The organism is Pseudomonas sp. Ps21-P2 (genome assembly GCF_039672565.1).
GTDB lineage: Bacteria > Pseudomonadota > Gammaproteobacteria > Pseudomonadales > Pseudomonadaceae > Aquipseudomonas.
Genome location: NZ_JBDFPL010000003.1, coordinates 452,438 through 465,364 on the forward strand (window position 1 = coordinate 452,438; position 12,927 = coordinate 465,364).

Below are 12,927 nucleotides of genomic sequence, written 5' to 3' on the forward strand. Positions count from 1 at the left end.
CATTTGTTGAGCCATTATTGGCGCCAAAAAGGGTAATTCGCGCGGGCAGGCCGGTCCTTATCCCCGACGCTTATTCTTGTTCAATCTTTCCTGCTGAAGGGATTTACACCATGCGGCAATTTGCGGCCCTCGCTCTGTTTCTCAGTCTCAATGCCTTCGCACAGGACGCGCCCCAGCCGATCGTCAAATGGACGCTGCTCGACCAGTTCGACAAGGCCTACACGCTGGACGACCAGGCCCAGGTGCTGTTGATCGCCCGCAGCATGTCGGCGGCGAAAATGGTCAACGCCGCACTCGAAGAGGGTCCCGAGGGTTACCTGGAGCAGCGCCACGTGGTGTACGTGGCGGACATCGAGAAGATGCCCTCGCTGGTGAAGATGGTGGCGGTCCCGGCGATGCGCTCGGCCAAGTACCGAATCCTGCTGGACCGCGACGCCCGTGTCGCCTCGGCGTACGACGGCGACCGCGACACCGTGCAGTGGCTGACGCTGAAAAACGGCGCGGTCATCCGCCAGGAACGATTCTCCGACGGCGAACAACTCAAGCAGGCCATCGCAAAACTGGGTTCGCAGTCGGCTAGCCGTTGACCGCGGCTTTCTCGAAGATCAGCCGCAGGTAGCCGGCGATGGTCGAGGCGTCGCCGTAGACCTCACGCAAGGCCTGCTCGGCGCTGGACAGGTGCAGCACCAGTTGGCGCCTGACCTTGTCCTCGCCGTACAGCGAAACGAACGTGGATTTGCCGTCGTCCTTGCCTTGATCCTTGTCGCTGTCGGCGCAGCGGTCGCGCAGATCGTCGTACATCTGGAAGGCCTGGCCCAGCTCCATGGCGAAATTCTGCAGCAGCGGCCGCTGGTCTTCCCCGGCGCCGCTGATCAGCCAGGCCATGTCCATGATCGCGCCGAACAGCACGCCGGTTTTCAGGTTGTTGGTCAGGGCGATCTCGTCCGCGTCGCGGCTGTGCTGGCCGTCGCGCAGATCCTGAAACTGCCCGCGCACCAGGCCTTGCATGCCGACCGTATTGGCCAGCACTTCGACCAGCTCGGTGCGGGTGGTGGCGGCCATATCACTGATGGTGGCGACGACACCGAACGCACGGCTGAGCAGGGCGATGGCGGTCAGAATCGCCACGTCTTCACCGAACTTCAGGTGAACCGTGGGCTGACCGCGCCGCAGCGACGCGTTGTCCATGCACGGCATGTCGTCGAGCACCAGCGATGCGGCGTGGATCATCTCGACGGCGCAGCCGAGGTCCACGGCCTGTCGCCTGATCGTGCGGCTGCTCTCGCGGCCGTCCTCAACCAGTCCTTCGGCAGCGAGCACCAACAGCACCGGGCGCATGCGCTTGCCCGGTGCCAAAGTCGATTCGCGCATGGCCAGCGCCACCAGGTCGCGCTCGTTGCCGGACTCGGGCAGCAGCTCGGAGAGCCGCGTTTCGATGGCCGCCCGGACGTCTCCCAGTCGCCCGGCAAAGCCCGATTTGATTGTTGTGTCGAGGTTACCTGCCATCGGTCTTTCCCTATGCTTTAGCGGTAAAACTGTTCGTCGCGGAGCGGTTCGGCGTGCGAGACCGGTCATCACGGAACGACTGCTGTTTCTTAATGCCTCAAGATACGGCAAAGTTGTACAGGAAAATCGGCTTTGTACAAGATTCCGTATGCAGAAGACCGTATAGCCCGTTCAATAATTCAGCTGCAGGGAGCGAGTATGACTCACAGCGATATGGGTCGTCGCAAAGACGATCACCTTGATATCGTGCTGGACCGACGCGCCAGCGTGCGTTCCTCCTTCTCCGGACTGGACGACATCCGTTTCGAACACTGTGCGCTGCCGGAGTTGAATCTGGAAGACGTTGACGTCAGCAGCTCACTGCTGGGCATCGCCTTGCGCGCGCCGCTGCTCATCAGTTCCATGACCGGCGGGGCCGACCGGGCCACCGCGATCAACCGTCATCTGGCCGAAGCCGCCCAGGAGCTGGGCATCGCCATGGGCGTCGGGTCGCAGCGGGTGGCCTTGCAAAGCGGCGGTGATCAGGGCCTGACCCGCGAACTGCGGCGTCTGGCGCCGGACATCGCGCTGCTGGGCAACATCGGCGCCGCGCAGTTGATCGAGCCTGACGGCCTGGACATGGCCCGCCGTGCGGTCGACATGCTCCAGGCCAATGCGTTGATCATTCATCTGAATCCGTTGCAGGAAGCGGTTCAGGCCGGCGGCGACCGGCGCTGGCAGGGCATTCTCGAAGCGATCCACCGCGTGGTGCTGGATGTCGGGGTGCCGGTGGTGGTCAAGGAAGTGGGCGCGGGCCTGTCTGTCGATGTGGCGCAGGCGCTGGTGCAAGCCGGGGTGCACGTGCTGGACATCGCCGGGCTTGGCGGCACCAGTTGGGCGGCGGTCGAGGCCGAGCGCGCCGAGAACCCGGCCGATCGCGAAGTCGCCATGGCGTTTGCGCAATGGGGCATTCCGACCGCCTTCAGCCTGGCCATGGTTCGCCAGGCACTGCCGGAAACCGCGCTGATCGCGTCCGGCGGCATTCACAATGGCATCGACGTGGCCAAGGCCATTCGTCTGGGCGCCGATGTCGTCGGTCAGGCAGCGGGCGTGCTGCGCAACGCGACCCTGTCGACGGCTGCAGTCATCGAACACTTCGACATTGTCATCCGCCAGCTGCGTATCGCCTGTTTCTGCACCGGCTCGGCTGACCTTCGCGCGTTGCGCAGCGCCCGGTTGCTGGCGCCCAACACCCTGCAGACGTTGCTCTCATGACGCATTTTGCCGTTGTAGCGCCAGCGTTCTACAGCCACTTTCAAGGGTTTCAGGCGTTGGCCGGGACATTGATCGACCGCGGTCATCAGGTGACCTTTTTCCAGCAGGCCGATGCACGGCGCTGGCTGACCGACCCGCGCATCGGCTTTCATGCCCTCGGCGCCCTCAGTCATCCGCCGGGCAGCCTCGAAGCGGCGCTGCGCCGTGCCGCCTGTTCGAATAATCCCCTGCGCCTGCGCCGGGTGATCCGCGACCTGTGCGACACCACCCGCATGCTGTGCGCCGAGCTGCCGTCTGCGCTGGCGGTGCGGCAGATCGAGGCCTTGCTCTGCGACCAGATGGAAGCAGCGGGCGGGATGGTCGCAGAAGGGCTGGGCTTGCCGTATGTCTCGGTGGCCTGCGCCTTGCCGGTCAACCGCGAGCCGCAACTGCCGCTGGCGGTGATGCCATTTGCCTACGCCACCGATGAACGCAGTCAGCCTATGTATGAAGGCAGCCGCAAGGTGTACGACTGGTTGATGAGGCCGTTGAGCAAGGTGCTGCGTGATGCGTCACGCCGACTGGCCATCGAGCCCCGCGACGGCCTGCATGAATGCCTTTCACCCTACGCGCAGATCAGCCAGACCATCCCCGGTTTCGATTTCCCCCGCCAGCATCCGCCTGTGAATTTTCACGCGGTCGGGCCGCTGCGGGCGCCTCAAGCCGAACAACAGGGCGAGTGGCCGATTGACCCTGAGCGGCCGTTCATCTTCGCCAGCCTCGGCACGCTGCAGGGCAGTCGTTTTGATATGTTCAAGCGCATCACCACGGCCAGCCGACAATTGAACGCGCAGTTGCTGGTGGCCCATTGCGGCGGGCTCGATGCCCGGCAAGAGCAGCGGCTGATCAAGGCCGGCGCGACCTGGGTGACCGACTTCGCGCCGCAACAATGGGCGCTGCAACACGCCGATGCGGTGGTGACCCATGGCGGCTTGAACACCGTGATGGACGCCATCGTCGCGCGCACGCCGATGCTGGTCATGCCCATCGCCTTCGATCAGCCGGGCGTGGCGTCCCGGGTTACCCACGCCGGCATTGGTCTGCAACTGCGCCGCGGCGCCGGGGCAGGGCAGATCCGCGAGCGACTGACGCAACTGCGCGGGCTGTCCACCGAACCTTTTGATCAACTGGCGACCGAACTGGCCCAGGCCGGCGGCACGTCTCGCGCCGCCGACATTGTCGAAGCCGTGGTGCGCACGGGCGAGCCGGTGCTGGCGAGGCAGTTGCCATGACGTATGACTTGATTCTCGCCGGCGGCGGACTGGCCAACGGGCTGATCGCCTGGCGCCTGAAGCAGCTGCGGCCGGACCTTTCCGTGCTGTGCATCGAAGAACAGACGCATCTGGGCGGCAACCACACCTGGTCCTACCACGAAGGCGACCTCACGGCCGAGCAGCATCAATGGCTGCAGCCGCTGGTGGTGCAGCGCTGGGCGACCTATGACGTGCACTTCCCGCAACGTTCGCGGCGGCTGAACAGCGGCTACGCCAGCATTACGTCGGAACGCTTTGCCGAGGTCATCGAGCCCGCCCTGGGCGATGCGCTGCTGACCGGTCGACGCATCATTGAACTGACCCCGCGCACCGTCGTGCTGGACAGCGGCGAGCGGCTTCAGGCCAGCGCGGTGATCGACGGCCGCGGCGTGCAGGCCACGGCGCACATGGTGTTGGGGCAGCAGGCATTTCTGGGTCAGTTGCTGCGCTTGAAGGCGCCCCACGGCCTGACCGCGCCGATCATCATGGACGCCCGCGTCGAGCAGAGTGAGGGCTATCGCTTCGTCTACGTGCTGCCTTTTTCGGCCGACACCCTGCTGATCGAAGACACCCATTACGTGGATCACCACTCGTTTTCCGCCGAGCAGCTCCGTCAGCACATCGCCGATTACGCTGCCGCCCATGGCTGGGAGATTGCCGAGTGCCTGCGCGAAGAGCAGGGCGTGCTACCGATTACCCTGGCCGGGGATTTCGCCGGGTTCTGGCGTGAGGCGGCGGGGCAGCCGCGATCCGGTTTGCGCGCCGGACTGTTTCATTGCACCACCGGCTATTCGCTGCCCCATGCCGTGCGGCTGGCGGAGTGGATCGCTGCTCAACCCACGCTGGATGCCGACTCACTGGACGCAGGCATCCGCGCCATCGCGCAGGAAGCCTGGCACTCCCAGCGTTTCTATCGGCTGCTCAACCGCATGCTGTTTCTGGCCGGACGCCCGTCCAATCGCTGGCAGGTGATGCAGCGGTTCTACGGCCTGTCCGAAGGTCTGATCAGCCGTTTTTATGCAGGCCGCAGCACCCTGGCCGACAAGCTGCGCGTGCTGACCGGCAAACCGCCCGTGCCGATCAACGAGGCTGTCACAGCCGCTGCCCGTTACTTACCTAAGCATTACCTGCCTAAGCATCATGAGAATTGACATGACCCAAGCAAAAACCGCAATTGTGATTGGTGCCGGTTTCGGCGGCCTGGCCCTGGCCATCCGGCTTCAGGCGGCGGGCGTGCAGACGACGCTGCTGGAAAAACGCGACAAGCCCGGCGGCCGCGCCTACGTCTATGAAGACCAGGGTTTCACCTTCGACGCGGGGCCGACGGTGATCACCGACCCGACGGCCATCGAAGAGCTGTTCACCGCGGCCGGCAAATCCATCAAGGATTACGTCGAGTTGCTGCCGGTGTCGCCGTTCTATCGCCTGTGCTGGGAAGACGGGACGAAATTCGATTACGCCAACGATCAGCAGTCCCTGGACACCCAGATTGCCGCGATGAACCCCAAGGACGTCGCCGGTTATCAGCGCTTCCTGGCGTACTCCAGAGCGGTGTTTGAAGAAGGCTATCTGAAGCTTGGCGCAGTGCCGTTTCTGTCCTTCCGCGACATGGTTCAGGCCGGCCCGCAGCTGGCGAAGTTGCAGGCGTGGCGCAGCGTGTATTCGATGGTGTCGCAGTTCATCGAGGACGACAAACTGCGCCAGGCGTTTTCCTTTCACTCGCTGCTGGTCGGTGGCAACCCGTTTGCGACGTCCTCCATTTACACGCTGATTCACGCCCTTGAACGGCAGTGGGGCGTGTGGTTTCCCAAGGGCGGGACCGGCGCGCTGGTGCAGGGCATGGTCAAGCTGTTCGAAGACATCGGTGGGCGTGTCGAGCTCAACGCCGATGTCGCCAGCATTGACACCAGTGGCCAGAGAGTGACCGGCGTGCGGCTCAAGGATGGTCGGCAGATCAACGCCGACTGCGTGGCCTCCAACGCCGATGTCATGCACACCTACGCCGAGCTGCTCGGCGGCCATCCCCGCGGGGTCAAGGAAGGCGCACGGCTGAAAGGCAAGCGCTTCAGCAATTCGCTGTTCGTCATCCACTTCGGGCTCAAGCGCCCGCAGCCCCAGTTGCAGCATCACACCGTGTGCTTCGGCCCGCGCTACAAGGCGCTGATCCAGGAGATTTTCAAAGGCGCAGCGCTGGCCGAAGATTTCTCGCTGTACCTGCACGCGCCGTGCATCACTGACCCGAGCCTGGCGCCGCCGGGCTGTTCGAGCCATTACGTGCTGTCGCCGGTGCCGCACCTGGGCAATGCCGATATCGACTGGGAGGTGGAAGGGCCGCGTTATCGCGACCGCATTTTCGAGTACCTGGAAAAGCACTACATGCCGGGGCTGCGTGAAGATCTGGTCACCAGCCGCATCTTCACGCCGCAGGATTTCAAGGGCGAGCTCAATGCCCACCTCGGTTCGGCGTTTTCCCTTGAGCCGATCCTGCGCCAGAGCGCGTGGTTCCGTCCCCATAACCGCGACGCAAGCCTGAGCAATCTGTACCTGGTCGGCGCCGGCACACACCCGGGTGCCGGTGTGCCGGGCGTCATCGGTTCGGCCAAAGCCACGGCCGGGCTGATGCTGGAGGACCTGCACTCATGAGTGTCGCCGATCAGGCGCTGCTCGACCACGCCACCCAGAGCATCGAAGTCGGCTCGAAAAGCTTCGCGGCGGCGTCACGCCTGTTTGACCCGGTGACCCGGCGCAGCGCGGTGATGCTCTATGCGTGGTGCCGGCATTGCGACGACGTCATTGACGGTCAGGAAGCGGGGCATTCGGCGACGGTGGTCAGTCAGCAGGAAGTCACCGAAAGACTGCAACGGCTAATCGCCCAGACCCACGCCGTGTACGCCGGGACGCCGACCCACAGTCCGGCGTTCGAGGCGTTCAGGGAGGTTGTCCTGCGCCATGGCATCGAGCAGCGTTATGCCCTGCAGCATCTGGATGGCTTCGCGATGGACGTCAGCCAGCGCGAGTATCGACGCATCGATGACACGCTGGAGTACTGCTATCACGTGGCCGGCGTGGTCGGCTTGATGATGGCGCAGATCATGGGCGTGAGTGACGACGCGACCCTCGACCGCGCCTGTGATCTGGGTCTGGCGTTTCAGCTGACCAACATCGCCCGGGACATCGTCGAAGATGCCTCGGTGGGGCGCTGCTACTTGCCGGGGGACTGGCTGGATGAGTTGGGCATTCCCCATGATCGCCTTGCAGCTCCGGAGCATCGTCCGGCAGTGGCGGTGCTGGCGAAGCGGCTGGTGGACATGGCCGAGCCGTATTACGAGAGTGCCAACGCCGGCTTGACTGCACTGCCGTGGCGATCGGCGTGGGCGGTGGCGACGGCGGGTTGCGTCTATCGGGAGATCGGCGTGAAGGTCAGAGAACGCGGCGCCCGGGCGTGGGATGCGCGGGTCTCGACCAGCAAGCTGGACAAGCTGCGTCTGGTGGTGCTGGGGGCGTGGAAGGCTAGCGCGTCTCGAGGTCGGCACTGGCCGGCGCGACCGGCGAACCTTTGGCAACGTCCGGGTCGGACTTGTGCAACGGGCCGTCATGCAAGCGTCGAAGCTGGGCGCGCAATCGAGTGACGCTCGGCGCGTAGAGAAAGCCGAACGACACACAACGCTCCTTGCCCGACACCGCGTGATGCATCAAGTGCGCCTGATACAGGCGCTTGAGGTAGCCATTGCGCGGCACGTACTTGAACGGCCAGCGCTTGTGCACCAGGCCATCGTGGGCGATGAAATACAAAAAGCCGTAAGCGGTCATGCCCGCGCCTATCCATTCCAGGGGATGGGCGCCTGCAGTGCCCAGCGCGATCAGCACGATGGCAAACCCGGCGAACACCACGGCATACAGATCGTTCTTCTCGAACCAGCCGGTTCTCGGCTCATGGTGCGACTTATGCCAGCCCCAGCCCCAACCGTGCATGATGTACTTATGCGCAAACACGGCAAAGCCTTCCATGCCGATCACGGTTGCGAAAAAGACGAGGGCATTGATCATCGGGTTCATCCGCGGGGAGAGTCTCAACGTCAGACCGTAAAACGGCCGACGGTGTTCGGTGCGTGATTGTCGCATGCCGATGGCTGAAGGCGGAGGTCGGTTTGTCAGTTGCTGGTTTGGGCGTCACCGTCCGTTGTTTTTGTAGCGTGATGTCTGCCGCCTTCCCGGCTGAAGCCGGTCCCACTATCAGTCCGCGGTGTTCCAGTGAACTGCATTGCTTTTCGTGGGACCGGCTTTAGCCGGGAAGGGGCCGGTTCGTGCGCCCTCGGTCTTCTGCCGATGCCGGTGCTTGGCACCGCGCGTCCACGTCGACTGAACTGTGCGCGCCACTTGCGGCCTCAGACTTACACCGCTAAAGGAGGCCAAGGCCATGAACCACGACGAATTCAATCAATACGACGCAGAGCGCTTCCACGGTCAGGTCGCCGAGCAACTGGGCATCAGTGTGGAAGAGCTGAAAACCTGGATGATCAACGACATCGAGCGCGTCACCGAGGGCGGCGAGGAGGTAGGGCACATGGTGGTGTTCCGTGAGTCCACGCCGGATGAGGTGCTCGACAAGCTCAAGAATCCGCAGAGTCGTTATACGGCGATGACGGGTGTGATCAAGACCGAGTAAGCCATCGGCGTTCGCCAGAAATGGCCAGCCCATGACTTGAATCGCAATCAACAAAAAGCCCGATCACTCGGGCTTTTTGTTGCCGCTCAGCCGCTGATTATTTCGACGGCAGGGCGTAGGCGATCAGCGAGTCGCCCATCTTCGTGCCAAACGAGCCATGCCCGCCGGCCATGATCACAATGTACTGCTTGCCATTGCTCTCATACGTCATCGGCGTGGCCTGACCGCCCGCTGGCAAGCGCGCTTCCCAGAGCAGGTCGCCGTTGGTGACGTTGAAGGCGCGCAGGTAGTTGTCCTGCGTACCGGCGATGAACATCAGGTTGCCGGCCGTGGAAATCGGACCACCCAGCATTGGCACACCGATTTTCAGCGGCGGCAGCTGGATGCCCTTCAGGCTGTCGCGGATGGTGCCGATGCGTTTGCGCCAGACCACGGCGTGGGTCTTCATGTCGACGCCGGCCACATAGCCCCACGCCGGCTCTTTGCACGGCAGGCCGATTGGCGACAGGAAGGCGTTGATTTCGACGCCGTAAGGCACGCCGTACTGAGGCTGAATGCCCATTTCGGTACCGCTGCCGGTGGCACCTTCTTTAGGCCACAGCGGGTTGTTCGGGCCACGGGGAATCAGCTTGGACACGAACGGCAGGGCCATCGGGTTCATCAGCGCGACCTGACGGTCAGCGTTCACCGAGATACCGCCCCATTCGAAGACACCTAGGTTACCCGGGAACACCAGCGTGCCTTGCTCGGATGGCGGCGTGTACTGGCCGTTGTAGGACAGCTGCTTGAAGATCACGCGGCAGACCAGTTGGTCAAACATCGTCGCGCCCCACATCTCCTTGTCGGAAAGGGTTTGAACGGACGTCAGATTGAGGTCCGAGCGCGGCTGGGTCGGGCTGACCCGATCACCTGGCGCGGCTTCACCAGCAGGGACCGGCATCTCATGGATCGGCACGATCGGCTTGCCATCGCGACGGTCCAGCACGAACAGGTTGCCGGCCTTGGTCGGCACGTACACCGCAGGGACGGCTTCGCCGCTGCCGGTTTTGACGTCAGCCAGGGTAGGCTGGGCCGGTACGTCCATGTCCCACAAGTCGTGGTGAGTGGTCTGGAAGCTCCACACCAGTTTGCCGGTGGAACCGTTCATCGCGACGATCGAGCTGGCGTAACGCTCCATCACCGGGGTGCGGTTGCCGCCCCAGATGTCGGGCGTCGGGTTACCGGTTGGCACGTAGACCACGTCGGTTTTCGCGTCATAGGCCAGCGGAGCCCAGGCGTTCGGCGAGTTGTTGACCAGAGTTTTGCCGTCGCCCGGGATTGCGTTCGGGTCTTCGGCACCGGTGTCGAAGATCCACTTCAACGCGCCGGTGTTGACGTCGTAGCCACGGATCGCGCCGGACGGCTCGTGCACCGACAGGTTATCGGTCACCGAACCGCCGATAATCACGGTGGTGCCGGTCACGACAGGCGGGGAGGTGGGTTCGAGGCCGCCCGGATACGGGTAGGGCTGCAAGTGCAGCAGGTCCAGCTCGCCGTTTTTGGCGAAGTCGGCGCACGGTGTGCCATTGTCAGCATTAATGGCGAACAGGCGACCGTCGTTGACCGGCAGGAACACCTTGCGCGGGCAACTGGTGGCGGCCGGTTGGGTGCCTTCCAGGCTTTTCGCAAACTGAGTGGTGTCAGCCTGATCGAAGTACGCGACGCCACGGCAGGTCAAGTGTTGGAAGGACGGATCGGATTTGAGCTTGGGATCGAATCTCCACTTCTCTTTACCGGTGGCCGGGTCCAGCGCCACCAGAATCTGGTGAGTGGTGCAGATGTACATGTTGTCGCCAACCTTGATCGGCGTCAGCTCGTTGGTGGTCTCGCCGGAGTCATTGGCGGTTTTCGATTCGCCGCTGTTGAAGGTCCAGGCCACCTGAAGGTCTTTGACGTTGCCTTCGTTGATCTGGGTCAGCGGGGAATAACGCGTACCCGACTGCGTGCGGCCGTAAGCAGGCCAGTCGCCGTTGGCGATGCCTTCGACAGGCTGGTGCTGCGCGGGTTGCGCCGTCGCCATGCTGCCGTTGATTTCCTGCGGGTCGTTGAAGATGGAATAGACCATCACCACGATTGCCAGGGCCAATGTCGCGGATAAAAAGGTTTTGCCCGGCTTCAGACGCTCCGGAATGTCACGGGTGACCCCTGGGATCAGCAGCCACAGACCCAACACCCCGAGGATGTCGAAACGCGGCACCAGCGCCCAGAAATCCGTGCCGGCTTCCCACAGGCCCCAGACCACGGTGATCAGCATCAGCGCACCGTAAAGCCAGAGTGATGCAGCGGAACGTCGCCACAACAGAACGGCGAACACCAGTAGCGCGACGCCCAGGAACAGATAATAAAAAGAGCCGCCCAATGAGAGCAGCCAGATACCGCCAACCACCAGAAACAGGGCAAAGATGCCTGCAATGATGGAAGTAAAACGCCTCAGCCCTGAAGCTTTTGATAAGTCATTCATCGATGTTCCCCCTTGGGATGTAGTGCATGGACTGTGCGCCGTATAGGGGGTTCAACTCCCGGACCTGCTGTTTAGATGAAATTTTTCGGCGTCACTGACCACCTGCTCTTTTCAAGCATAGGCCGTGTTTGCAATCTGATCCCGGCGCAAAAGCATTCAGATGGCGAACGGCGCGGCGTTGGGCGAGATCGGGTGTTGAAGCGGGGGGTTGTAAGGGCTTTTTCAAGAGGAATTGAAAGGGCACTTTGCAGGCGCAAGGCAGTTCAGCGGCGGCGGTATTGCATTGCCAAAGTTGCGAGGCCTGTGCCTGCGTACTAGAGTCATTACAGCCCATTCAACTTACAGCAGGCGTACGAGTTGGCATCCATCGGTTGCCCCATGCCTGCCAGTCAATAACGCGCTGAAAGTGTACGTTTACTATGCACAAATGGTTAAGCAGGACGCGAGCCACAACGGTGCTACTGACAGCGGCGGTTTTAGTGTGTGTGTCCGGGTGCACGAGCAAGGCCGCGACGGGCTTGTCATTGGTGGATTACACCTCCGTGAGCGCGTCTTCCCCACCCGAGCACCTGACCGGACTCTGGGCCGGCCCCCATGCCGGCGGCACGTTCTACGTGGAAATCTTCGAGGACGGCGACCTGCGCACCTGCTTGAGCGCTCCGCCTTATTACCACGCGATGGACGGAAAATACGCCGATGAGGCGCTGTATCTGGAAGATGGCACCCGCATCGAATTTCAGCCGGTGGGGGCACGGCAGATCACCATCTATTCCCCTCCCGGCAGGCCGGTCACTACGCTGCAACGCAGCGCACCGGGCCACTCCGCCAGCGAGTGCCTGGCAGGTGCTGCTGATGTCCAGCGCAAACTGTCCCACTGGGCTTCGCATTAGCGGCAGGGTTCGGTAAATGAGGCAGTGCGCGGGTATCATGCACGGCTCGAACCCACCGCCCGACCCCGGATTCAGAATCACGATGCCCAGCCCCACGTTTACTGTCATGCGCCTCGACGCCACGCCACCGGAATCAATCAAGAGCCAGATCATGCAGATGGTGATCGACTACGTCACCGAGCTCAGCATGGTCGCCATCGCCCCGAGCAATCCGTTGTACCCGCTGTATCAATACGGCGTCGGCCATGAGGTGCATCAGTACGTGCAGGCGATGGACGGATCGCGGGGGATTGCGGTGGAATTGATCGTGGCGCTGGATGCCGAGGACCCTTCGGTCGTCATCGGCTTCTTGCTCTATCTGCCGGTTCAACAGGACCCGCAGGCATGCGCCGTGGCGTACATGGCAGTGCAGACGGCCCGCCGTCGTCAGGGCGTGGCGCGGGCCATGCTGGAGAAAATGACCGAACGCTATCCCCATGCCGAGCTGGCGTGCTTCGTTGCGAAAGTGCCGGTGTTCGAGGCGCTGGGCTTTCAGGTGCTGGGAGCACGCGGGCCGCAGGTGTTGATGAACACCCGCGATCAGCAAACCGACGGGTTGTTGGCGGTGCTGGACATCGCACCGATCTACAACTCGCTGGAAGTGCGGCAGATCCACAGCTATCTGTTGAAGCAGCACGGCAAGCGTGCGATGACCGATGCGGAAAAACAGCGCGATCGGCACATTGACCAGTTGACCCGGCAGTCGCGCCTGTTCGTCAACGGACTGCTGGGCGACTCAGGGGCGCAGGCCTTCATCGGCACGAAGCTGGTTTGACGCCC

The 12,927-nt window shown here is 62.9% G+C and carries 12 protein-coding genes; 9 read left to right on the forward strand and 3 right to left on the reverse strand.

The genetic code is table 11. The features are described 5' to 3' along the window. Positions 1-110: 110 nt before the first annotated feature. The gene (locus ABEH28_RS09535) at positions 111-587 is read left to right on the forward strand and encodes a hypothetical protein (protein WP_192172156.1); all 477 of its coding nucleotides are present in this window, start codon (positions 111-113) and stop codon (positions 585-587) included. Here ABEH28_RS09535 and ABEH28_RS09540 read toward each other — a convergent pair. After that, positions 577-1,506, reverse strand: coding sequence for a polyprenyl synthetase family protein (locus ABEH28_RS09540; RefSeq protein WP_346629774.1), 930 nt, complete (start codon positions 1,504-1,506; stop codon positions 577-579). The two genes, ABEH28_RS09535 and ABEH28_RS09540, sit on opposite strands and share 11 nt — an antisense overlap. A gap of 198 nt (positions 1,507-1,704) precedes the next feature. On the opposite strand from ABEH28_RS09540, the gene fni reads away from it, so the two are divergent. The 5 genes from fni to crtB are packed head-to-tail and all read left to right on the forward strand — an operon-like array spanning position 1,705 to position 7,681. Then, positions 1,705-2,760: a type 2 isopentenyl-diphosphate Delta-isomerase gene (fni, locus tag ABEH28_RS09545; RefSeq protein ID WP_346629775.1), complete on the forward strand. Its 1,056-nt coding sequence runs from the start codon at positions 1,705-1,707 to the stop codon at positions 2,758-2,760. Beyond that, on the forward strand, positions 2,757-4,031 hold the full coding sequence (locus ABEH28_RS09550) for a glycosyltransferase (RefSeq protein WP_346629776.1): 1,275 nt from the start codon (positions 2,757-2,759) through the stop codon (positions 4,029-4,031). The genes fni and ABEH28_RS09550 overlap by 4 nt, the downstream gene beginning before the upstream one ends. After that, positions 4,028-5,203, forward strand: a complete 1,176-nt coding sequence (gene crtY, locus ABEH28_RS09555) for a lycopene beta-cyclase CrtY (RefSeq protein WP_346629777.1) — start codon at positions 4,028-4,030, stop codon at positions 5,201-5,203. Before ABEH28_RS09550 ends, crtY begins: the two co-directional genes overlap by 4 nt. A 1-nt stretch (position 5,204) precedes the next feature. Further along, positions 5,205-6,695: a phytoene desaturase gene (locus ABEH28_RS09560; protein ID WP_346629778.1), complete on the forward strand. Its 1,491-nt coding sequence runs from the start codon at positions 5,205-5,207 to the stop codon at positions 6,693-6,695. Next, entirely contained in the window at positions 6,692-7,681 is a 990-nt protein-coding gene (crtB, locus tag ABEH28_RS09565; protein WP_346629779.1) for a 15-cis-phytoene synthase CrtB, read from the forward strand. Before ABEH28_RS09560 ends, crtB begins: the two co-directional genes overlap by 4 nt. On the opposite strand, the gene ABEH28_RS09570 is transcribed toward crtB, so the two are convergent. After that, a complete protein-coding gene (locus tag ABEH28_RS09570) occupies positions 7,563-8,108 on the reverse strand; it encodes a sterol desaturase family protein (RefSeq protein ID WP_346629937.1) in 546 nt (181 codons plus the stop codon). The two genes, crtB and ABEH28_RS09570, sit on opposite strands and share 119 nt — an antisense overlap. A 361-nt stretch (positions 8,109-8,469) precedes the next feature. On the opposite strand from ABEH28_RS09570, the gene ABEH28_RS09575 reads away from it, so the two are divergent. After that, the gene (locus tag ABEH28_RS09575; RefSeq protein ID WP_346626323.1) at positions 8,470-8,718 is read left to right on the forward strand and encodes a hypothetical protein; all 249 of its coding nucleotides are present in this window, start codon (positions 8,470-8,472) and stop codon (positions 8,716-8,718) included. A 97-nt stretch (positions 8,719-8,815) separates the two neighbouring features. On the opposite strand, the gene ABEH28_RS09580 is transcribed toward ABEH28_RS09575, so the two are convergent. Next, positions 8,816-11,218: a glucose/quinate/shikimate family membrane-bound PQQ-dependent dehydrogenase gene (locus ABEH28_RS09580; protein WP_346629780.1), complete on the reverse strand. Its 2,403-nt coding sequence runs from the start codon at positions 11,216-11,218 to the stop codon at positions 8,816-8,818. Positions 11,219-11,760: 542 nt separating this feature from the next. Here ABEH28_RS09580 and ABEH28_RS09585 point away from each other — a divergent pair. Then, positions 11,761-12,108: a hypothetical protein gene (locus ABEH28_RS09585; protein ID WP_346629781.1), complete on the forward strand. Its 348-nt coding sequence runs from the start codon at positions 11,761-11,763 to the stop codon at positions 12,106-12,108. 82 nt (positions 12,109-12,190) lie between these two features. Further along, positions 12,191-12,922 (forward strand): GNAT family N-acetyltransferase, encoded by a 732-nt coding sequence (locus ABEH28_RS09590; protein WP_346629782.1) that lies wholly within the window; start codon positions 12,191-12,193, stop codon positions 12,920-12,922. The last annotated feature ends 5 nt before the right edge of the window (positions 12,923-12,927 follow it).

Bases quoted from the DNA above. Each gene is read 5' to 3' on its own strand.
- ABEH28_RS09540 (WP_346629774.1), bottom strand. From the start codon at position 1,506: ATGGCAGGTAACCTCGACACAACAATCAAATCGGGCTTTGCCGGGCGA.
- ABEH28_RS09550 (WP_346629776.1), top strand. From the start codon at position 2,757: ATGACGCATTTTGCCGTTGTAGCGCCAGCGTTCTACAGCCACTTTCAA.
- crtB (WP_346629779.1), top strand. From the start codon at position 6,692: ATGAGTGTCGCCGATCAGGCGCTGCTCGACCACGCCACCCAGAGCATC.
- fni (WP_346629775.1), top strand. From the start codon at position 1,705: ATGACTCACAGCGATATGGGTCGTCGCAAAGACGATCACCTTGATATC.
- crtY (WP_346629777.1), top strand. From the start codon at position 4,028: ATGACGTATGACTTGATTCTCGCCGGCGGCGGACTGGCCAACGGGCTG.
- ABEH28_RS09570 (WP_346629937.1), bottom strand. From the start codon at position 8,108: ATGAACCCGATGATCAATGCCCTCGTCTTTTTCGCAACCGTGATCGGC.
- ABEH28_RS09535 (WP_192172156.1), top strand. From the start codon at position 111: ATGCGGCAATTTGCGGCCCTCGCTCTGTTTCTCAGTCTCAATGCCTTC.
- ABEH28_RS09590 (WP_346629782.1), top strand. From the start codon at position 12,191: ATGCCCAGCCCCACGTTTACTGTCATGCGCCTCGACGCCACGCCACCG.
- ABEH28_RS09560 (WP_346629778.1), top strand. From the start codon at position 5,205: ATGACCCAAGCAAAAACCGCAATTGTGATTGGTGCCGGTTTCGGCGGC.
- ABEH28_RS09575 (WP_346626323.1), top strand. From the start codon at position 8,470: ATGAACCACGACGAATTCAATCAATACGACGCAGAGCGCTTCCACGGT.
- ABEH28_RS09580 (WP_346629780.1), bottom strand. From the start codon at position 11,218: ATGAATGACTTATCAAAAGCTTCAGGGCTGAGGCGTTTTACTTCCATC.